Here is an 18,341-nt window from a genome sequence, read left to right as displayed (position 1 = left end):
GCTCCAATGGAGCGGGGCGCCGTGTCGGGGTCAGCGGGACCAGATCAGCGCGTATTCGCCGGCGGTCTCGGTCTCTGATAGAGTGGCGTAGATCGGCGCCGGGAAGGCGGGATCGTCCAGCTTGACCGAGATGTAGTCGCGGTTCTCGCGGCTGGTCTTCTTCCATCCCGCGCCGCACTCGACGGAACCGACCGCGAGGCGGTAGTCTGGGGCCTTCTCGCTCTCCTTATCGATCGGCCGGAGGGTGGCCTTGGCGTTGAGGGTGAGCGTCTTGATGGTTCCGGTGAAGGAGCCGTTGGCCGCCTGGGTGAAGGTGCCGATGGTCGCCATGTCGAAGTTCCTTTCGCTTTCGGGCCACGACCGCCGCGGCCTCGATGGCGATCGGTGAAGCAGGGACGATCGGACGCGCACCGCTTGCGGCCCAGCGAAGCGCCGGACGGCGGAGCGCGGCTTTTTTGCTTCGCGATGCAAAGCCGAAGGCGGCGGAAAAAAGCCGCGCGGCGCTGTTGCGCCAAGACGATCGAGGCGAAGCCGGCCCGCTTAGATCAAGCCATTGGAGAGGCCGCAGCGTCGTGTCGGCACTGGCAAGGAATCGCGCTCTGACCATCGGCACTCGCCAAGGTGCAGAGCGAGCAAGGGGCGATGAGACCGACTCCACATCCAGACACCGGCCGGCGGGCTAGAGGGCGACTTGCTCCCGCCCCGGAGATGCGATCCCGCGCAGCTCGGCGCGCGCCTGACGGACGATCTGCCATCCGCCGCTGACACCAAGCCCGGCAAGGATCACGGCGACCGCGATGTCCGGCCAGGCCGTCCCGGTGCCGAACACGCCGAGCGCGGCGGCCACCACGGCGATGTTGCCGATCGCGTCGTTGCGCGAGCAGATCCACACCGATCTGCGGTTGGCGTCGCCGTCACGGTGCCGCCACAGCATGACGGCGCAGACGAGATTGGCGAACAGCGCAAGCACACCGATGACGCCCATCGTCTCGGCCTGCGGCAAGGCACCAGTCATCGCCATCCAGACGGTGCTGCCGAGAATCCACAGGCCGAGCAGCAACAGGGACGCCCCCTTAAGCAACGCGGCCCGCGCGCGCCATTGCAGCGCCATGCCGGCGACGCCGAGGCTGATCGCGTAGTTGGCGCTGTCGCCGAGGAAGTCGAGCGCATCGGCCTTGAGCGCGGCCGAGTGCGCCGCGACACCGGCGACGATCTCGACCGCGAACATGCTGGCATTGATCGCAAGCGCGATCCACAGCACGCGCCGCCATGCCTTGTCCCTGGTCGGCGCGGTCGTCTCGCAGCCGCCGCAGCATCCGCCTGCCATGATCGTCACCTCGATTCGTTCGATGCGACAGGCTATATGCACCCTGTAGCAACTACAGGGTCAAGGCTATGGCGCTCACCATCGGCGAGCTGGGCAAGGCGACGGACACGAAGGTGGAAACGATCCGCTATTATGAGCGGATCGGGCTGTTGCCGAAGCCTCCGCGCACCGGCGGCAACTACCGCGCCTATGACGCGGTCGAGCTGGGGCGGCTGAGCTTCATCCGCCGCGCCCGCGATCTCGGCTTCCCGCTCGACCAGGTGCGCGCGCTGCTCTCGCTGTCGGACGATCGCGGCCGGGACTGTGCAACGGTCGATGCGCTCGCCCGCGACCATCTCAGCGAAGTCGAGCGCAAGATCGCCGATCTGACGGCGTTGCGCCGGGAGCTGGCCGCGCTCATCACCTCATGCGGGGGCGGCACGGTCGCGGACTGCCGCATCATCGAGGCGCTTGCGCCCCACAACGGATAGGGAGCCTATGACGTTCACGCCCTTTGCCTATGTCGGCGCGGCCCTGGCCGAGATCGCCGGATGCTATTCGTTCTGGGCATGGCTCCGCCTCGGCAAGTCGCCGTTGTGGATCGTGCCGGGCATGATCTCGCTGGCGCTGTTCGCCTGGCTGCTGACGCTGGTGGACAGCGATGCGGCGGGACGCGCCTATGCTGCCTATGGCGGCGTTTATATCGCGGCCTCGCTCGGCTGGTTGTGGGCGGTCGAAGGGCTGCGCCCCGACCGCTGGGACGTGACCGGCGCGGTCATCTGCCTTGTCGGCGCGACCGTGATCCTGTTCGGGCCGCGCCCGGCCTGACCTGCATTCGCGAGCCGGGCCTTGGCCCGGCGAGCGACGACGCTCCTCAAACAGCAAAAGCGGCAGCGAATGAAAGGCCGGGACCGCTCGCGCGGCCCCGGCCCGATGCCGCTATTCGGCGGCGACGGCGAAGGACGCTTCGCCGTCCTCCGCTTCGGTATCGGGAGCCTCCGCTTCGGACGGCTGCTCCACGCTTCCCACGTCCTCGGCCACGACGGTTGCGGACTGCTCCGCCTCCGGCTCCGAGGTCCGCAGGATCGCAGGCAACCAGCCGGTCCCGGCCAGAAGCTGCTCGGCGGCCTGCGCCATGTCCGGCTTCTTCATGTCCGCGATACGGCGGGCGGCGTCCTCCGACACGCCTTCGGTCACAGCCTCCACGATATGCGCCTTGGTGATGCGGCCAAGGTAGCTGTCCACGGTCGGCGTCCAGTCCTTCGCCACGTCCAGCGCCAGCGCCGTCGCCAGCCTGTCCGCCGTTTGCAGCGAACGAGGCTTGCGGTCCCACGGCAGGCGCAGCGCATTGACGGTGCGGGACGCGCAATGCGCCAGCAGCGCCAGCCGCTTCTCGTCGTCCAGCGCGACCACGAAGCCCCACAGGTCGGCCACGTCACGCGGCATCCGCTCGGCCCACGCCTCGCGGGCCTCGTTCGCCTTGGCGGCAAGCGGCGTGTCCTCGATCCCATCCGCATGGCTGCCAAGCGGCGTCACGGTCGGGCGGACCTCAAGGCAACCGGCTTCGGCGTAGCTGTAGAACAACTGCGCCGTGAGCGTGTGGGTTAAGGCGATCAGCGCCAGATCGGGCCGTTCGCCAAGGGCGACGCGTAAGGCCAGCGTCCGATAGGCGGACAGGTCGCGGGTGAGGCTGTCGGAAATCGGCTTGCCCGGTTCCTCGTCCTCTTCCTCGATCTCCTGCACGTCCTCGTCGCCGTCCTCGGCCTGCTCGTCCTCCACGGCCTCCGGGTCGGTCGGGTCGCCCTCGGCTTCCGGCTCGGGCTGCGGGTCCGCCAGCGCCTCGTCCTCGGCTCGGACGAAACCGCGCTCGATCCTGACCGTACCGTCATGGTGAAGCACGACGAACGCGCCGCCATGCGCGATCACGTTGGCGTCGTAGGCGGAACGCTTGGCCGAAATGGCGTCGATCTCGTCGGACACCACCTCCAGCCTCGCCGCCAGGTCCTCGGGCATCTCGTCATAGGACGAATAGCCTTCGGCCAATTCGTCATGCTGGATCGACAGCGCCTCCAGCCGGGCCTCGTCCTCATCGGACAGGGGAACGGTCTGCGGATAGAAACGCCGCATCCCGTGCGCATGGGGATAGTCGATATGCGCCTCGGCCCATTTCCAGCCCTCGGCCTGAACCTCGTCCGCGATCTCGTGCAGCTTCTCGGCGGCGAGCATGTCGAGCAAGCCCGCATCCTCGAAGAACCCGCCCCGGTCCTCGCTGAACAGGTCGCGGATTATGTTGCCGCCAGCCTCGATATAGGCGTCGGCTCCGACGAACACCGCGCGGCGATCATCGGCGGGCACGTTGGCGGCGGTCATATCGCGACGGATGATCCACGGCTCGCGATTGTGATGCAGGTTCTCGAACACCTGCTCCTGCCGGGCATGGTCCTCGGTGATCGCGAAGGCCATAAGCTGGTCCAGCGTAAGGCCATCCTCACGATAGACCTGCAATAGCTTGGGCGAGACAGCGCCAAGGCGAAGCCGCTGCTTCACCACGCCAGCCGATACGCCGAACCGCGCGCCGATCTCCTGCGCGCCCCAGCCCTTGCCGTCCGCAAGCTCGCGGAACCGCTCGAACTGGTCGGCGGGGTGCATCGGGGTCCGGGTGACGTTCTCGTCCAGACTGATCTCGGCGGGATCGTTCTGCGTATCGAGCCAGCACCGGACAGGCTCGGACTTCCTGATCTGCTTGCGCTTGGCGCGCAGCAGCATCGCCAGCCTTCGGCCCTCGCCAGCGGTGACGAGGTAATAGCCGGTCGGCGTCCCGTCCTCTTTGACTTCCGGCTCCACGACAAGGTTCTGGATCAGCCCCTTGTGCTGGATCGAAGCGGCCAGCGCCTCGATAGCGGCTTCTCCGTGCGGCACCTTGCGGGCATTGCGCGGGGACTTCTTGAGCTTTGCGAGCGGCACGAAAATCTCGACGCCCGACACAGGCTCGGCGGCAACGGTTTCGGTAACAGCGTTCATCACACTTCTCCTTCAAACCGCACTCACCCCGGAATGGGGTGGGCGGCGAAAGAGCGACCGGCAGGCCCGCCGGCGGAGCCGGGCAGCACCCGCAGGGCCGGAACGCAGAGGAGGTAAGCGCGGCACGCGCGTTGCGGCCCGGCGCGGCGGGCCTAGAGGGAAGCGACGCCCACCCCATCTCGGGGAGTGCAACGACCGCCAATGCGATCGGCCGGCGCAGCCTTGGCCGATCTCCGCAGCCTGGAAGAACCTCAATCCGCGGGGCGGATTGACCGACCGGCGCACCAGCGCCGCCCGCCATGCTGATCGTCACCCGGCAGGGCCGAAACCCGTCAGGGGTTCGGTCGCAGCGCAGCGGAGATAGAGCGGCGGTCCCGCAGGGAGGCGCCAACCCCATCTTGCAATTTATACCTTCATCGACTAACATGCAGTCATTGACTTATGGAGGTCAGCATGGCGGTCATGACGATCCGAAACATCGACGATGCGATCAAAAATCGCCTGCGCCTGCGCGCGGCAATGCACGGCCGTTCTATGGAAGACGAGGCGCGCGACATCCTGCGCTCGGCGCTCTCGACCGAAATCCCGCGCCCTCGCAATCTGGGCCAGGCCATCAATGAGCGCTTCGGCGCGCTGGGCGGCGTCGATCTGCCTGACCTGCCCCGTGAGGCGATCCGGCCGGTGGACTTCGGCGAATGATCGTCCTCGACACCAACGTCATTTCGGAGCTGATGCGGCGCGAGCCTGACCCGACAGTCATGGCGTGGATCGCCGAGCAGCCGATGGCAGGCGTGTTCACGACGACGCTGACACAGGCGGAAATCTTCTATGGCTTGGCGCTGCTTCCCGAGGGACGCCGCCGCGATGATCTGCTGGCGGCTGCGCGTCCGATGTTCGAGGTCGATTTGGCAGGCCGCGTGCTGCCGTTCGATACCGAAGCGGCGCTTGCATATCCCGAGATCGCCGCCAGGCGGAAACAGGGCGGCAAGCCGATCAGCCAGATTGACGCGCAAATCGCGGCGATCGTGCGCTCGCGCGGCGCGCGGCTGGCGACTCGTAATGTGCGCGACTTTGCCGAATGTGGGATCACAGTCGTCGATCCGTGGGGCGAAGCATGACGCCCGCCGTCGCGCGCCCCTATCTGCGCTTCGCCCCGCGAGAGGCTTTGCGCGGGATGCGGTCGCGCGGCAGCCTGCCGCGATGGCCCTTCCTCGCAAGCTCCGCCGTCGCACGCCTCGCCGCTGGGCCGAGTGCCCGGATGACCTGCATGACTACACCAACCGCGTCGCGCCACGCCGGGCTTCGCGCCGAGCGCGCGAGGATGATGGGCAGATCGTCGTCACCGACGATTGGCCCGAGCAAGTTCCGATCGGCGACGCGGAATTGCGCGCGATCGAAGGCCACATGCGGCAGGAGCTGGACAAGCTGTTGGGGCCGCTACCGTGAAGTGAGGAGTGAAGCGTCATGACCAAGGCCGTCTTGCGACGACACGAGGATGAGGCGCCGGTCGTCGCGACCGCCCGCGCTGCTCTTTACCTGCGCGTTTCGACAGGCCGGCAGGCCGACAGCGACTTGTCGATTCCCGACCAGCGTCGTCAGATCGAAGACTACTGCCTGTCGCGCGGTTGGGAGGTCGCGGCCGAGTTCGTCGAACCGGGCAACACCGCGACCGATGATCGTCGCCCAGCCTTCCAAGCGATGATCGACGCGGCGATGGTCAAGCCGCCGACGTTCAACGTCATTCTCGTTCACAGCTTCTCGCGCTTCTTCCGCGACCAGTTCCAGTTCGAGTTCTACGTCCGCAAGCTGGCTAAGAACGGGGTGCGACTCATCTCGATCACGCAAGATCTGGGCGACGATCCAATGAGCGTGATGATGCGTCAGATCATGACGCTGTTCGACGAGTATCAGTCAAAGGAGAACGGCAAGCACACTTTGCGGGCGATGAAGGAGAATGCCCGGCAAGGCTTCTGGAACGGCGCACGCGCGCCGATCGGCTATCGCGTGATCGCGGCCGGCGAGCGCGGCGCGAAGATCAAGAAGAAGCTGGAGATCGACCCGATCCAGGCCGAGACGGTGCGCCGCATCTACCGCATGGCGCTCAATGGCGTCGATAACCGCGGCCCCATGGGCCTCAAGTCGATCGCCACCTGGCTCAACGAAAACAACATCCGCACCCGCGATGGCGGGCGCTGGGGCTTGGGCGCGGTGCATCAGGTTCTCACGCGCACGACCTATATCGGCCAGCACCGCTTCAACACCCGCGACCACAAGACGAAAACGCCGAAGCCGGAGAGCGAGCACGCCATCATGGAAGTGCCGGCGATCGTCTCGGAAGCCGAGTTCGAGGCGGTCCAGCGCTCGCTCAAGGCGCGCAGCCCGAAGATGATGGCGCCAATGGCGGTGGGCGGTCCGACGCTGCTCACCGGCATCTGCTTCTGCGCGTGCTGCGGCGGCGCGATGACGCTGCGCACGGGCACCAGCAGCGTCGGGCGGGAATATCGCTATTATACCTGCTCGACGAAGGCGCGGCAGGGTGCGACCGGCTGTCCCGGCATCACGGTGCCGATGGACCGGCTCAACGAGGCCGTGGTCGATCATCTCGAAGCCCGGCTGCTCGACCCGGTGCGGCTCGAAGCTCTGATGGATCAGATCCTCGAACGCCGCGACGAGTGGGTTAACCAGCGCCGCGAGCATGTCGCCGACCTTGAGCGGCGTGCGACCGAGGCGGAAGCGAAGCTCAAGCGCCTCTATGATGCGATTGAGAACGGCGTCATCGACGTGAGCGATCCATCGCTCAAGGATCGTATCGCCGAGCTCACCGCGACGCGCGACCAGGCCAAGGGCGATTCCGAGCGCGCCTTGGCCCATATCGCGAAGATCGGCCCGGCGATCACGCCGGAGAGCCTGCGCGCCTTCGCGGCCGCCCTCAAAAAGAAGCTGCGGCAGGGCGACGGCACGTTCGCCCGCGATCAGGTTCGCGCCGTGGCGCAGCGGGTTGAAGTGGTGAGCCGGAAGGAGGTCCGCATCCGTGGGCTGCGGAGCGAGCTGCTCCGAGCCCTAACCGCCGCCTCTGGCGTAGAGGCGGCGGTGCTAGGCGTTCGTGCCTTTGAACCGAAATGGCGCGCCCGACAGGATTCGAACCTGTGGCCCCCAGATTAGGAATCTGATGCTCTATCCTGCTGAGCTACGGGCGCGTCGGGGCCCGTGTAGCGGGGCCGCGCGTTCAGCGTCAATCAACTTGGATCAATTAACGGCGTCGGGCGGCACGATGGGAACAAGCAAAGGCATGGCGGCGATGCCGTCTTCGCGCAACGCCTCGGCCTCCTCAGGCGACGCCTGGCCGTGGATCGGTTTTTCCGCCACACGTCCTTCGTGCATCGCGCGCGCCGCGGCCGCGAAATCGCGGCCGACCCAGCGCGAGTGCGGCAGCATCTCGGCCTGTCGGGCGGCGATTTCGGCAATCACGCGGCGCATAAGCGCGGGTGACGGTTCGCCGTCGACGGGTTCCGCCGCCGGGGGTTTCGATACAATCTGCTGGTTCGACTTTACCCCGACGCGCGGCGCCATCACCGCCTTTCGAACGTCGCTGTCGCCGCAAACCGGGCAAGCGATCAGCCTGCGCGCCTGCTGATCGACAAAGCTGTCGCTGCTCGCGAACCAGGCTTCGAACCGATGATCGCCAGCGGCGCAACAAAGATCGAACACGATCATGGCTGCGTCTCCTAGGCGCGTCCGATCAACGCGTCGAGTTCGCCCTTCGCATCGAGCGCTGCGAGGTCGTCGCTGCCGCCAACGTGGCGGTCGTCGATAAACACCTGCGGCACCGTGCGCCGCCCGCCGGCGCGTGCGACCATGGCCTCGAAACCCGCGCGGTCCATCGTCACGTCGATTTCGCTGAAATCGGCGCCCTTGGCATCGAGCAACTGCTTGGCCCGCGTGCAATAGGGGCAGAAAGCCTTTGTATATACTTCGATCCTGGCCATGTGCCTATCCTGTCATCCTGCGGTCCATATCGGAATCCAACGAGGCAATGTCAATTTCGTTGCCCGTTGCCGCATCGGGCAGCACACGCGCCCAGGTCAGCGCCGACACGCGTGCCGCACCGCTTCGCCGCAGCACTCGTGCGGCGGCGCGCAGCGTTGCGCCGCTGGCATGAACATCGTCGACCAATATCAGGTGGCGGCCCGCCGCCCGCGCGCTGGCACCATCGGCGAGCGCAAAGGCCCCTGCAACGACGCGCTCGCGTTCGCGCCGCCCCTTGCCGCGGAGCGAAGCCGTCGCCTTGACGCGCCGCAATAAGTGATGATCGTGCGGCACTCCGGTCAATCGCGTCAGTTCGTCGGCGATAAGCGCCGCCTGGTTGAACCCGCGCGACCAGAGCCGCCAGCGATGCAGCGGCACCGGGACGAGCAGCATCGCGTCGATCGGTCCCAGCGTGGCGAGCGACCGCGCCATCAGACGCGCCATCAGGCGGGCGTGCCCCGTCCGCCGACCATATTTAAGCCGCAGCGCCACCGTCCGCGCCACCGGGCCATAAGCAACGGCGGCCGGCGCCCCCGCGAACGGCGGCGCGTCGGCCAGGCAGGCGCCGCACATCATCCGATCGCCGGGCAGCGCCAATGGAAGCGGCAGCGAACAGGAGGCGCAGCAGGGATCGCCCAGAAAATCGAGCGACGACCAGCAGGCGAGGCAAAATTGGTGATCCTCGCCAACGATTGCGCCGCAGCCGGCGCAACGGGGCGGCAGGGCATAATCGACGATCGCGCGCGCGGTCACGCGAAAAAGCTGCCACGCGGCGCCATTGCCGACGTCCGATATTGTCCCATCCCCCGTCGCATTCGTCATCGTCCGCTTGTGAAGCATCGCCGGGAACGGCACAAGCGACGCATGTCGCAGCCGCCCCGCCCGCTCTTTTCCTCTGCCCGTCACCGCGCACAGCGCGACCGCCTTGCGCGCCTGCCCGCCCACGCCAATTTCCTTGCGCCGATCATCGCCGAAACGCTGCTCGACCGGCTGGCGATGGTGACGCGCGTGTTTCCGCGCACGCTGGTCGTCGGCGCGCACGATGCGGCGCTCATCGACCGGCTGCGCGCGACCGGCACCGACATTTGCATCGTCGAAGCCGCGCCGCGGCTCGCCGCGCGGATGGGTGCCATTCCGGTCGAGGCCGACGCGATCGACCTGCCTTTCGGACACTTCGACCTGATCGTCTGGCCGGGCGGGCTCGACAGCGTCAACGACGTCCCCGGCGCGCTGTTGCGTCTGCGCGCGCTGCTCGCGCCCGACGGGCTGCTTCTCGGCGCCTTCGTCGGCGACGGCAGCCTCCCGCGGCTGCGCCGCGCGGTGATGGCCGACGGTGTGCGCCCGATCGCGCGAATGCACCCACAGATCGACCTAGCCGCGATGGGCAATCTGCTCCAGCGCATCGGCTTTGCCTTGCCAGTGGTCGATGTCGAGGCCCTGAGCGTGCGCTACGGCGACTGGTTCGCACTGGTGCGCGACCTGCGCGCCGCGGGTCTGTCGAGCCGCCTGTATCCCGCGCCGCCGCCGCTGACACGCGACGAGGCGGCGCGCATCGCCGCCGCCTTCGCCGCCGCCGCCGACCCCGATGGCCGCATCGCCGAAGCCTTTCGCATCGTCCATTTCAGCGGCTGGGCGCCGCACCCCGACCAGCCGCAGCCCGCGCGGCGGGGCAGCGGCACCGCGTCGCTGGCAGAAGCGTTGAAGCCGAAGAAATGACCGTCTCCGCCGTGGAGGCCGGAGCCGCTATCGGCCTTGCGCCGGGCGCCCTGCGGTCCCCGCTTTCGCGGGGGGTGAACGCTCAGATCAACGCCTCCAGCAATCCGATCAGCGGCTTGTCGGCGGGCGGCATCGCAAGGCCGTGAAGCTCGACCGGACGCACCCAGCGCAGCGCGCTTGCGTGTCGCGCCACCGGCGTTCCGCGCCATTTGCGGCAAACATAAAGCAACAGGAGCAAATGTCGGTCACCGAGCATGTCGCTCGCGAAGCAGGCGGGCGCGAGGCACGCCTGATCCACGTCGATACCCAGTTCCTCGTCGAGCTCGCGGATCAAGCCCGCTTCGGGCGTCTCGCCGGCTTCGATCTTGCCCCCCGGAAACTCCCACAGCCCGGCCATCGCCAGTCCCTCGGGCCGCTGCTGGACAAGCAGTCGGCCGTCGCGATCGACGAGCGCCGCGGCGACGACGACAAGCGAGGTTTTTGGCGGTTTTCCGGGGCTGGCGACGGACAAATTGTTAACCTTCCTGTGCGATCCTCGGCATCCTCGGGAACTACACTTCAAGCAGGGGTGGAACAATGCGCAACCTTTACAGGCTGATGCGGTCGACCAGAGCCGCCACAGCCGTGGAATATGGGCTGATCCTGGCCCTTATCTTTCTGGCGGCCGTCGTCGCCGTAGGCAATGTCGCCAATTCAACCAACAGCATGTGGGGCAATGTTTCCAACGCCGCCGACGCCAATATGTAGGGAGGTGATCGACTGTCCCGTTTTCGGCCGGAACACCGACCGGATCGCATAAGGCCCATTAAGATTTTCAAAACCTATTCGACCTACACCGTTCATGTTGACCCAGACCAGACCGTCAACAGGGTAAGTGATATCAGGAGACCAGTCATGAAGTTCATCAAGAAGTTCGTTCGCGACACCAAAGCCGCCACCGCCATCGAATATGGCCTGATCGCGGCCCTCATCGCCGTCGCCGGTATCTCGGCCATGGGCCTCGTCGGCAACAGCGTCAGCAACACCTTCAACGAAGTTTCGGAAAACCTCGACGCCTAATCGTCGATGTCTTGCGCGCCGTTCGGCGCGCAGCGAAACAGGAAAGGGCGGTGGGCAATCCCACCGCCCTTTCTTATGCGCCGCGCCTAGCGGCCCGAATAAACGACGATTTTCACTTTCTGCCCCGGCGTCAGGCGACTCGATGCGGTCAGCCGGTTGAGGACTTGAAACCGTTCGGTCTGATAATCATTATAGGCCATCCGTCGCGCGAGGCTGGCCACCGTGTCGCCGCGCCCCACGGTGACGACATCGACGCGACGCGGCCGGATCGCGGCGGCTTCGGACGTGCTCAAGCGCTGCACGCTGGCGAACATCGGGTCAAAGACGCTGCTGCGTCCCGCTTGCGTCAACGTGACGAAATGAAACGCCTGGCTGGGCGAAAACTCATAGGCGAAAACGGTGACGTCGACCTGCCCCGACTGGCTGTTGACGCGCGCGGTCGAATAATAGGCCGGAATCCCGTTCACCGTCGTGCGCTGGATCGTCCCCGGGCTGATCGCCGCATTGCCCGCCACGGCGCGAAACACCGACGCGATATAGGCGTTCATGTCACCGCTATAGGGGGCGGTCGAAAACTGCCCCTGGCCGCCATTGCCGCTGATCGACACCGCGGTCGTGCCATTCTGCATCACATAACCGCTGGGGACGGTAAAACGCAGGCGAAGATCAGGGTGCAGGAAATTGCGCCCTTCGACCACGCCTTGCGCGGGATCGTCGCCGTAAAGCACGCCATCGACCGACGCCAGAAAGGCATCGGCGTTGCGCATACCGCCAGCGCCGACGCGATTGGCGAGCGATTGCGCGTTGCGCACGCGCGACGCAGGGTCGGGGTGCGTGCTTGCCCATTCGGGCAGCGAGCGGGCATTGCCGCCTGCAAGGCGGGCGTCGAGGCTGGTCTGGTTGGCAAGACTCGCGAGCATCGTCGACAAGGCCATCGGATCATAGCCCGCGCCGCGCAGATACTGGACGCCCAGCTGGTCGGCCTCCAATTCCTGGCTGCGCGAAAAGCCCAGTGTTGCAAGCTGCGCGATCCGCATCGAATTATTCTGGAGCAGTCCGCCAAGCCCGCCAAGCAGCCCGCCATTGTCGCCGATCGCGCTCCCAAGCACGGCGCCAAGAATGCCAAGGATCGAGTTGCGCGTCGCCGCCGACTGGCGCTTCTTGCTGTGCTGCGCGGCGACGTGGCCGACCTCGTGCCCCAGCACGCCTGCCAGTTCGGCCTCGTCGTTCATCAGCGCCATCAACTGCCGCGTCACATAGACATAGCCGCCGGGGATCGCGAAGGCATTGTTCACCGGCGAGTTGAGCAAAGTGACAGTAAAGTCGCTCGGCGACCGCGACAGGCCCGACTGGACGGCGATATTCTGTCCGACGCGGTTCACATAGGACGCCTGCGGCCCGCTATAGGCGCCGCCGAACTCCTGCAACAGCTGCGGATGCGCCTCGTCGCCCTGCTTGCGTTCGGCCGGCGAAATGCTCGTCGCGGTCTTGACCGGTTTCGTCTGAGCGCCGGCCGTGCCGTTTAACCCGCCGCCGCCTGCTGCCGCACAGCCCGCCAGAATCGCGGCAATCGCTGTCACTGTCGTCAACCGGCCCATGATCGCGCCTCCCACCTTTGCTGTCATCGTTCAGAATATCCCTATCATTCCATCGGACAAGCGGGGGCCAGGGACCGTCGCTTGCCCGTTAGGCAATGTGGGGAACGCTGGCGGGGTGGATCGGGTTCCGCACCCGTCAGGCGCGGCCCATCGCGAGAAACTTTTCCTCGCGCGCGGCGAGCAAAGTGTCGCGGGGAAGGCCCGACAGACCGTTCAGTTCCTGTTCGATCGCATCGCCCAGCGCGGCGATTGCGACTTCGGGCGCGCGATGTGCGCCCCCGACCGGTTCGGGAACGATCCGGTCGATGACCTTCAACGCCAGCAGATCCTGCGCCGACATCTTCATCGCCGCCGCTGCCTCCGCCGCCTTGTCCGACGTGCGCCACAGGATCGAAGCGCAGCCTTCGGGCGAGATCACCGAATAGACGGCGTGTTCGAACATCAGCACGCGGTTCGCCGCGGCAAGCGCGATCGCGCCGCCCGAACCGCCCTCGCCGACGATCGCCGCGACCATCGGCACGCCCAACGCCAGACATTGTTCGGTCGATCGCGCAATCGCCTCGGCCTGCCCGCGCTCTTCGGCCTGGATGCCGGGAAAGGCGCCCGACGTGTCGACCAGAGTCACCACCGGCAGGCCGAAACGGTCGGCAAGCTGCATCAAGCGGATCGCCTTGCGATAACCCTCGGGCTTCGCCATCCCGAAATTATGTTTCATCCGCGACGGGATGTCGTCGCCCTTTTCATGGCCGATCACCATGACGCGGCGACCCCGGAACCGGGCCAACCCGCCCAGGATCGCCTGGTCGTCGCCGAAGTTGCGGTCACCCGCAAGCGGCATCCAGTCGTCGAACAGGCCCGCGACATAATGTTTGAAATGCGGCCGGTCGGGGTGGCGCGCCACCTGCGTTTTCTGCCACGGCGTCAGCCTGGCATAGATATCGCGGAGCAGCCTGGCGGACTTGTCCTCCAGCCGGGCGATATCGCCCTCGATATCGAGCGTGGGATCGTCCCCCATTTCGCGCAGTTCGGCAATCTGTCGATCGAGCGCGGCGACCTGTTTTTCGAAGTCCAGAAAGGCTGTCATGCGCCGTCGCTAGGCCGAAGGCGCCTTCAGGTCAACGTCATCCATCCGCGCCAGCGGGTGCCGACGGTTGACCAGTTCGACAAGGCGCCGACTGTCGACATGCGTGTAAATCTCGGTCGTCGCGATATCGGCGTGGCCGAGCATCAGTTGCAGCGCGCGCAGGTCGGCGCCGCCTTCGAGCAGGTGCGTCGCAAAGGCGTGGCGCAGGACGTGCGGGCTGACCGCAGCCGGATCGACGCCCGCGCGCGCGGCAAGTTCGCGCAGCATCTGGAACAGCCGGACGCGCGAGATATGCGCCTTGCCCGATGGAAACAACCATGGCGATCCGTCGCCAAGCAAAGGCAACCAGCGATCGAACGCCGCCCGCGCGCGCGCCGACAACGGCACCAGCCGCTCCTTGTCACCCTTGCCGCGGACGATCAGATAGTCACGCTCGCCCGCCATGGCCCGCCGCGGCAGCGACACCAACTCACTGGCGCGCAGCCCCGATCCATAAAGGAGTTCGAGGAACAGCAGCATCCGCACCGCCGCAAGCGGGGGCGCTTCGCCTGCGGCCTCGGTAGCCGCCTGCGCGAACAGGCGTTCGACATCGTCGTGATTCAATATGCGCGGCAGCGGGCGCCGCGTGGTCGGCCGCGCAATGTCGAGCGCCGGATTGTCCGCGCGTTCGCCTTCGTCGAGCAGGAAGGCAAAGAATTGCCGCAGCGCCGACAGCTTGCGCGCCGCGCTGCTCGCCGCCAACGCGCGATATTCGGCCATCAGGTGCCGCAGCACCGCGGAATCGGCCTCGGCCAGCGGCCCCCTGGCCCGCTCGGCCGCCTGCTCCAGATCGCGGCGATAGGCGGCGAGCGTATTGCGCGACGCGCCACGCTCGGCCGCCATCATCTCCAGAAAACGGTCGATTAAGGCCGCGTCAGACACGCACCAAAGCTTCGGCGGCGATCATCCGGGCTTCGGCGGACAACCCCACATCGCGCAGCGCGCGGACGATATGATAGAGATGATAGGGCGGCACCTTCGACCAGTCGCCCTGCATCCCCGCCGCCGCGAGCAGCGCGACCATGCCGGGCTCGCGCCGCTCGGCCGCGGTCATCATCGCGCGCGTCCAGCGCGTCTGTCGTCCCAGATCGACGTCAAGGTCGCGCGCCGCCGCGGCCGTGGCATTGGCGTCGAGCCGCCCCAGCCCGGCCAGCCCCGCAAGCAGGAACTTCGAGCGCAGATAATCGGCGCTGTCGTCATCGTCCGAAAACCGTTCGACCGCGCTTGCGCTCATGTCGCCAAGCGCGCGCGGCGACCCGACCGCAAGCACGCCCCAGGCGCGGCTGCCCACCTCGACACGGGGCACCCATGCCAGCGCATTGGCATCATAGCCTGCCGCGAGCATCGAACCCACGAGCTGCCACGGATCCTCGCCGACGTCGGTGCCCGGCGGCAGCGCGGCGGCAGCGCGCGCGGTCGCGATCATCGCCGCATAAGCCTCCGCAGGCGTGTTCGCCGCGCCCCACAGCGCCACCATCGCGGCATAGCGATCAGCCCCGGCCGCCGCGCCGAACGCCCCGCGCAGTCGGTCGGTCTGCGCCACCAGCTCCTCGCCGGGTTCTTCCTCACCCGCCGCAGCGCTCAGCAGCGACACATAGGCTTCGCTCGACAACACGCCGCGCGTCGCGGCTTCGGGCGCTGCGGCGACGCGCTGTGCCATATCGGTCATCGGCGCGAGCACGGTCCAGCCTTTCATATAGCCGGGTGCGGCGTCACGCAGCGTCTCTGGCACCGGAATGGCGGTCGCGGTCGCCATGCCAAAGCGCCAGCTCGTCAGCCGCCCGACATTATCCCATTCGATTGTCGTCGAACGCCGCCCGGCGCCCGTCGCGCCCAGCACACGTTCGGCGAGCAGAATGTCGAAGTTCGACAGCCGGCCGCTCGACCGCACGCGGCCGATCGCCCAGCCCGCCGGCCCCGCTTCGCCCGACAGGCCCGCACAGATCGCCGACGCGAGCCGCCAGCTGTGCTCGTCGCCATGCGCCAGCCCCGCAGGCACATAGGGGCAGAGGCCCGCCGGGTCGGCCGTGGCAAGATAGACCTGCTGTGCCGCAGCGACGAGGCGCGGGCTCGCGCGATCATAATCGACCGACTGCACGATTCGCCGCGCCGTCGTCGATTCGCCCATGCGGAGCAGCAGCGACACGCGCTCGGCGGCGAGGTCGGCGCCGTTGATCGTCGGGGGCGTGTCAATGGCCGAGGCGAGCGCGCGGCGCAGCAATATCTGGCCCCAGCGCGAGGCAAGCTGGCCATTCGTCTTGCGCATGATCGCCGCGGCATATTGGCCGCGCACGCCAAAGGCGTCCGCCGCCAACCCGCCGGTTTCCGGAGTGAGTGGGCCGATCCGCGTCAGCAGCCGGCGCGCGCCGGGCGGCAGGTCATATTTGAGCCCGCCCGATTCAACCGCTTCCTCGTCCGCATCTTCGCCTTCGTCGGCGTCCGCATCGCTTGCGCTGCCGCTGATCGACGGGGCGGCGGCGGGCGGCGCGCTGCCGTTCGTCGGCGGCGACGTCGGCGGCGGTGAACCCGGCGTCGGGGCGGGCCGCGGCGCAGGCGTGTCGGCGGGGGTGCCAAACCCTTCGGGCAGCAGCGATTCCTGCGCAATCGCGGGCAGGACCAGCGCCGCAGCCGACAGGCCCAGCGCCAAGGACAAGGTCGTTCGCTTCATACTGCGGCGCTTTCGGCCATCTTGTCGTTCCCATCCACCTCGATCGTCGGGCGCGCCATCGCGCGCCAGTTCGCTTCATCCCGGTTGCCGCGCAGCAAAACCATTGTCCCCTGCCGTTCGGGCGGTATAGCCGCGCGCACCATGTCGCGAAACCCGAAAAGCCCGGCGCGTTCGTCGCCCGACGCCGTCCCCGCGTCGATCCGCGACCGGTCGATCGTGCTCGTCGGGCTGATGGGGTCGGGAAAATCGACCGTCGGCCGCCGCCTCGCGCAGCGGCTGGGAATGCGCTTCGCCGACGCCGACGACGAGATCGAGCGCGCCGCGGGCATGACGATTTCAGATATTTTCGCGCGGTTCGGCGAAGCGCATTTCCGCGACGGCGAGCGCCGCGTCATCGCGCGCCTGCTCCGCGGCAAGCCGATGGTGCTCGCGACGGGCGGCGGCGCCTTCATCAATGACGACACGCGCGCGCTGATCCTGAAGGACAGCCTCAGCATCTGGCTCGACGCCGACATCCCAACGCTGGTCGATCGCGTTGCCCGTCGCAGCCACCGTCCGCTGCTCAAGGATCGCGATCCCGGCGAGGTGCTCCGCGAACTGGCCGCGGTGCGCAATCCCATCTATGCCGAAGCGCATATCCGCGTCAGCTCGGCGAGCACGCCGCACGAACATGCGGTGCGCGCGATTCTGGAGGCCCTCAAGAAATGGAAAAGCTGATCGTCGAACTGGGCGCCCGCAGCTATCCGATCCTGATCGGCGAAGGGTTGATCGGCGACATTGGCGCGCATGTCGCGCCGCTTTTGAATCGCGCGCGGACGATGATCGTCACCGATGCGCACGTCGCCGACCATTATCTCGCCCGGCTCGGCACCGCGCTGGCGACAGAGAATATCTCCTTCTCCTCCTTCGTCCTCGACCCCGGCGAGGGAACCAAGAGTTGGGCAGGCCTCGCGCGCCTCACCGAATGGCTGATCGGCGAAGGCATCGAGCGCAGCGATCATGTCATCGCGCTTGGGGGCGGCGTGATCGGCGATCTTGTTGGGTTCGCGTGCAGCATCGTCAAGCGCGGCTGCCCCTTCATCCAGATACCGACCACCCTGCTCGCGCAGGTCGACAGCAGCGTCGGCGGCAAGACCGCGATCAACGTGCCCGCGGGCAAGAACCTCATCGGCGCCTTTCACCAGCCAGCGATGGTCGTGATCGACCCGACGACGCTCGACACCCTGCCGCGCCGCGAACTCGGCGCGGGATATGCCGAGGTCGTCAAATACGGGCTGATCGACGACGCGGGCTTCTTTGCCTGGTGCGAGGCGAATGGCGCTGCGCTGCTCGCGGGCGACAGCGCGGCGCGCGCGCATGCCATTGCGCACAGCGTCGCCGCCAAGGCGCGGATCGTCGCCGCCGACGAGCGCGAGACACAGGATATTCGCGCGCTGCTCAACCTCGGCCACAGCTTCGGCCACGCGCTAGAGGCCGAAACCGGCTATTCGGACCGGCTGCTCCACGGCGAGGCGGTCGCGGCGGGCATGGTGCTCGCGCACCAGTTTTCGGCCGCCAACGGGCTCTGCCCCGCCGCGGACGCGGCGCGCGTGCAGGGCCATCTGGCGAGCGTTGGCCTGCCGCACAGCCTCGCCAGCGCGGGCATCAACAGCGGCGGCGCCGAACTCGCCGCGCATATGGCACACGACAAGAAGGTGCGCGGGGGCAAGCTGCCCCTCATCCTGTCGCGCGGGATCGGGAAAAGCTTCGTCACCGACGAATATGGTTTGGATGCGGTGGCCTCCTTCCTCGACGAACAGCGCGGCGCATAACAAGGGGCGGCGT

General features: G+C 67.2%; 22 protein-coding genes and 1 tRNA gene. 11 read left to right on the top strand and 12 right to left on the bottom strand.

Annotated features, from left to right (window positions below; translation table 11 throughout):
* Window positions 1–30: 30 nt before the first annotated feature.
* Window positions 31–330: a DUF736 domain-containing protein gene (locus HUW43_RS04605; protein WP_066687072.1), complete on the bottom strand. Its 300-nt coding sequence runs from the start codon at window positions 328–330 to the stop codon at window positions 31–33.
* A 349-nt stretch (window positions 331–679) separates the two neighbouring features.
* On the bottom strand, window positions 680–1,327 hold the full coding sequence (locus tag HUW43_RS04600; RefSeq protein ID WP_066687075.1) for a cation transporter: 648 nt from the start codon (window positions 1,325–1,327) through the stop codon (window positions 680–682).
* A 68-nt stretch (window positions 1,328–1,395) separates the two neighbouring features.
* Here HUW43_RS04600 and HUW43_RS04595 point away from each other — a divergent pair, with 68 nt between their 5' ends.
* Window positions 1,396–1,797 carry a MerR family transcriptional regulator gene (locus HUW43_RS04595; RefSeq protein ID WP_137803436.1) on the top strand — a complete coding sequence of 134 codons (402 nt, stop codon included), beginning with the start codon at window positions 1,396–1,398 and terminating at the stop codon, window positions 1,795–1,797.
* A gap of 7 nt (window positions 1,798–1,804) precedes the next feature.
* Window positions 1,805–2,134, top strand: coding sequence for a YnfA family protein (locus tag HUW43_RS04590; protein WP_188236299.1), 330 nt, complete (start codon window positions 1,805–1,807; stop codon window positions 2,132–2,134).
* Window positions 2,135–2,245: 111 nt separating this feature from the next.
* On the opposite strand, the gene HUW43_RS04585 is transcribed toward HUW43_RS04590, so the two are convergent.
* Complete coding sequence (locus tag HUW43_RS04585) at window positions 2,246–4,327, bottom strand: ParB/RepB/Spo0J family partition protein (protein WP_066687095.1); 2,082 nt, start codon at window positions 4,325–4,327, stop codon at window positions 2,246–2,248.
* A 453-nt stretch (window positions 4,328–4,780) separates the two neighbouring features.
* Here HUW43_RS04585 and HUW43_RS04580 point away from each other — a divergent pair, with 453 nt between their 5' ends.
* The 4 genes from HUW43_RS04580 to HUW43_RS04565 all read left to right on the top strand — a co-directional run bounded on the left by HUW43_RS04580 (window position 4,781) and on the right by HUW43_RS04565 (window position 7,489).
* The gene (locus HUW43_RS04580; protein ID WP_171012817.1) at window positions 4,781–5,026 is read left to right on the top strand and encodes a FitA-like ribbon-helix-helix domain-containing protein; all 246 of its coding nucleotides are present in this window, start codon (window positions 4,781–4,783) and stop codon (window positions 5,024–5,026) included.
* Window positions 5,023–5,445: a type II toxin-antitoxin system VapC family toxin gene (locus HUW43_RS04575; RefSeq protein WP_066687105.1), complete on the top strand. Its 423-nt coding sequence runs from the start codon at window positions 5,023–5,025 to the stop codon at window positions 5,443–5,445. Before HUW43_RS04580 ends, HUW43_RS04575 begins: the two co-directional genes overlap by 4 nt.
* Window positions 5,446–5,527: 82 nt before the next feature.
* A complete protein-coding gene (locus HUW43_RS04570) occupies window positions 5,528–5,773 on the top strand; it encodes a hypothetical protein (RefSeq protein WP_066687107.1) in 246 nt (81 codons plus the stop codon).
* An 18-nt stretch (window positions 5,774–5,791) separates the two neighbouring features.
* Complete coding sequence (locus tag HUW43_RS04565; protein ID WP_188236304.1) at window positions 5,792–7,489, top strand: recombinase family protein; 1,698 nt, start codon at window positions 5,792–5,794, stop codon at window positions 7,487–7,489.
* Here the strand turns inward: HUW43_RS04565 and HUW43_RS04560 are convergent.
* From HUW43_RS04560 to HUW43_RS04545, 4 genes are all read right to left on the bottom strand, one after another.
* A tRNA-Arg gene (locus HUW43_RS04560) sits at window positions 7,448–7,524 on the bottom strand. The two genes, HUW43_RS04565 and HUW43_RS04560, sit on opposite strands and share 42 nt — an antisense overlap.
* Window positions 7,525–7,573: 49 nt before the next feature.
* Window positions 7,574–8,041, bottom strand: a complete 468-nt coding sequence (locus tag HUW43_RS04555; RefSeq protein ID WP_188236298.1) for a DUF1178 family protein — start codon at window positions 8,039–8,041, stop codon at window positions 7,574–7,576.
* 11 nt (window positions 8,042–8,052) lie between these two features.
* Window positions 8,053–8,313: a glutaredoxin 3 gene (gene grxC / locus HUW43_RS04550; protein ID WP_188236297.1), complete on the bottom strand. Its 261-nt coding sequence runs from the start codon at window positions 8,311–8,313 to the stop codon at window positions 8,053–8,055.
* Between the two features lie 4 nt (window positions 8,314–8,317).
* Window positions 8,318–9,175: a ComF family protein gene (locus tag HUW43_RS04545; RefSeq protein WP_188236296.1), complete on the bottom strand. Its 858-nt coding sequence runs from the start codon at window positions 9,173–9,175 to the stop codon at window positions 8,318–8,320.
* A gap of 42 nt (window positions 9,176–9,217) precedes the next feature.
* Here HUW43_RS04545 and HUW43_RS04540 point away from each other — a divergent pair, with 42 nt between their 5' ends.
* Window positions 9,218–10,069 (top strand): methyltransferase domain-containing protein, encoded by an 852-nt coding sequence (locus HUW43_RS04540; RefSeq protein WP_188236295.1) that lies wholly within the window; start codon window positions 9,218–9,220, stop codon window positions 10,067–10,069.
* Window positions 10,070–10,151: 82 nt separating this feature from the next.
* Here the strand turns inward: HUW43_RS04540 and HUW43_RS04535 are convergent, their stop codons facing one another.
* Entirely contained in the window at window positions 10,152–10,580 is a 429-nt protein-coding gene (locus HUW43_RS04535) for a (deoxy)nucleoside triphosphate pyrophosphohydrolase (RefSeq protein WP_188236294.1), read from the bottom strand.
* A gap of 65 nt (window positions 10,581–10,645) precedes the next feature.
* Here HUW43_RS04535 and HUW43_RS04530 point away from each other — a divergent pair, with 65 nt between their 5' ends.
* Both HUW43_RS04530 and HUW43_RS04525 read left to right on the top strand, forming a co-directional pair.
* Window positions 10,646–10,816, top strand: a complete 171-nt coding sequence (locus HUW43_RS04530; RefSeq protein ID WP_188236293.1) for a Flp family type IVb pilin — start codon at window positions 10,646–10,648, stop codon at window positions 10,814–10,816.
* Between the two features lie 147 nt (window positions 10,817–10,963).
* The gene (locus HUW43_RS04525; protein ID WP_188236292.1) at window positions 10,964–11,128 is read left to right on the top strand and encodes a Flp family type IVb pilin; all 165 of its coding nucleotides are present in this window, start codon (window positions 10,964–10,966) and stop codon (window positions 11,126–11,128) included.
* Between the two features lie 86 nt (window positions 11,129–11,214).
* Here HUW43_RS04525 and HUW43_RS04520 read toward each other — a convergent pair whose 3' ends face one another.
* From HUW43_RS04520 to HUW43_RS04505, 4 genes are all read right to left on the bottom strand, one after another.
* The gene (locus tag HUW43_RS04520; protein WP_188236291.1) at window positions 11,215–12,753 is read right to left on the bottom strand and encodes a M48 family metalloprotease; all 1,539 of its coding nucleotides are present in this window, start codon (window positions 12,751–12,753) and stop codon (window positions 11,215–11,217) included.
* A gap of 109 nt (window positions 12,754–12,862) precedes the next feature.
* Window positions 12,863–13,810: an acetyl-CoA carboxylase carboxyltransferase subunit alpha gene (locus tag HUW43_RS04515; protein WP_188236290.1), complete on the bottom strand. Its 948-nt coding sequence runs from the start codon at window positions 13,808–13,810 to the stop codon at window positions 12,863–12,865.
* 9 nt (window positions 13,811–13,819) lie between these two features.
* Window positions 13,820–14,731, bottom strand: coding sequence for a tyrosine recombinase (locus HUW43_RS04510; protein ID WP_188236289.1), 912 nt, complete (start codon window positions 14,729–14,731; stop codon window positions 13,820–13,822).
* Window positions 14,724–16,517, bottom strand: coding sequence for a hypothetical protein (locus HUW43_RS04505; protein WP_188236288.1), 1,794 nt, complete (start codon window positions 16,515–16,517; stop codon window positions 14,724–14,726). The genes HUW43_RS04510 and HUW43_RS04505 overlap by 8 nt, the downstream gene beginning before the upstream one ends.
* A 141-nt stretch (window positions 16,518–16,658) precedes the next feature.
* Here HUW43_RS04505 and HUW43_RS04500 point away from each other — a divergent pair, with 141 nt between their 5' ends.
* Window positions 16,659–17,234 (top strand): shikimate kinase, encoded by a 576-nt coding sequence (locus HUW43_RS04500; protein ID WP_188236287.1) that lies wholly within the window; start codon window positions 16,659–16,661, stop codon window positions 17,232–17,234.
* Window positions 17,222–18,328 (top strand): 3-dehydroquinate synthase, encoded by a 1,107-nt coding sequence (gene aroB, locus HUW43_RS04495; protein WP_188236286.1) that lies wholly within the window; start codon window positions 17,222–17,224, stop codon window positions 18,326–18,328. The genes HUW43_RS04500 and aroB overlap by 13 nt, the downstream gene beginning before the upstream one ends.
* Window positions 18,329–18,341 lie beyond the last annotated feature (13 nt).

It is taken from the genome of Sphingopyxis sp. LK2115 (assembly GCF_014595975.1).
GTDB lineage: Bacteria > Pseudomonadota > Alphaproteobacteria > Sphingomonadales > Sphingomonadaceae > Sphingopyxis.
The sequence above is the reverse complement of the archived record's forward strand: the minus strand, read 5'-3'. Positions and strand labels throughout refer to the sequence as shown.

Bases quoted from the DNA above. Each gene is read 5' to 3' on its own strand.
- HUW43_RS04580 (WP_171012817.1), top strand. From the start codon at position 4,781: ATGGCGGTCATGACGATCCGAAACATCGACGATGCGATCAAAAATCGC.
- HUW43_RS04600 (WP_066687075.1), bottom strand. From the start codon at position 1,327: ATGGCAGGCGGATGCTGCGGCGGCTGCGAGACGACCGCGCCGACCAGG.
- HUW43_RS04575 (WP_066687105.1), top strand. From the start codon at position 5,023: ATGATCGTCCTCGACACCAACGTCATTTCGGAGCTGATGCGGCGCGAG.
- HUW43_RS04545 (WP_188236296.1), bottom strand. From the start codon at position 9,175: ATGACGAATGCGACGGGGGATGGGACAATATCGGACGTCGGCAATGGC.
- HUW43_RS04555 (WP_188236298.1), bottom strand. From the start codon at position 8,041: ATGATCGTGTTCGATCTTTGTTGCGCCGCTGGCGATCATCGGTTCGAA.
- HUW43_RS04565 (WP_188236304.1), top strand. From the start codon at position 5,792: ATGACCAAGGCCGTCTTGCGACGACACGAGGATGAGGCGCCGGTCGTC.
- HUW43_RS04540 (WP_188236295.1), top strand. From the start codon at position 9,218: ATGTCGCAGCCGCCCCGCCCGCTCTTTTCCTCTGCCCGTCACCGCGCA.
- HUW43_RS04590 (WP_188236299.1), top strand. From the start codon at position 1,805: ATGACGTTCACGCCCTTTGCCTATGTCGGCGCGGCCCTGGCCGAGATC.
- grxC (WP_188236297.1), bottom strand. From the start codon at position 8,313: ATGGCCAGGATCGAAGTATATACAAAGGCTTTCTGCCCCTATTGCACG.
- HUW43_RS04520 (WP_188236291.1), bottom strand. From the start codon at position 12,753: ATGACAGCAAAGGTGGGAGGCGCGATCATGGGCCGGTTGACGACAGTG.
- HUW43_RS04525 (WP_188236292.1), top strand. From the start codon at position 10,964: ATGAAGTTCATCAAGAAGTTCGTTCGCGACACCAAAGCCGCCACCGCC.
- HUW43_RS04585 (WP_066687095.1), bottom strand. From the start codon at position 4,327: ATGAACGCTGTTACCGAAACCGTTGCCGCCGAGCCTGTGTCGGGCGTC.
- HUW43_RS04605 (WP_066687072.1), bottom strand. From the start codon at position 330: ATGGCGACCATCGGCACCTTCACCCAGGCGGCCAACGGCTCCTTCACC.
- HUW43_RS04500 (WP_188236287.1), top strand. From the start codon at position 16,659: ATGTCGCGAAACCCGAAAAGCCCGGCGCGTTCGTCGCCCGACGCCGTC.
- HUW43_RS04515 (WP_188236290.1), bottom strand. From the start codon at position 13,810: ATGACAGCCTTTCTGGACTTCGAAAAACAGGTCGCCGCGCTCGATCGA.
- HUW43_RS04530 (WP_188236293.1), top strand. From the start codon at position 10,646: ATGCGCAACCTTTACAGGCTGATGCGGTCGACCAGAGCCGCCACAGCC.
- HUW43_RS04505 (WP_188236288.1), bottom strand. From the start codon at position 16,517: ATGAAGCGAACGACCTTGTCCTTGGCGCTGGGCCTGTCGGCTGCGGCG.
- HUW43_RS04595 (WP_137803436.1), top strand. From the start codon at position 1,396: ATGGCGCTCACCATCGGCGAGCTGGGCAAGGCGACGGACACGAAGGTG.
- HUW43_RS04570 (WP_066687107.1), top strand. From the start codon at position 5,528: ATGGCCCTTCCTCGCAAGCTCCGCCGTCGCACGCCTCGCCGCTGGGCC.
- aroB (WP_188236286.1), top strand. From the start codon at position 17,222: ATGGAAAAGCTGATCGTCGAACTGGGCGCCCGCAGCTATCCGATCCTG.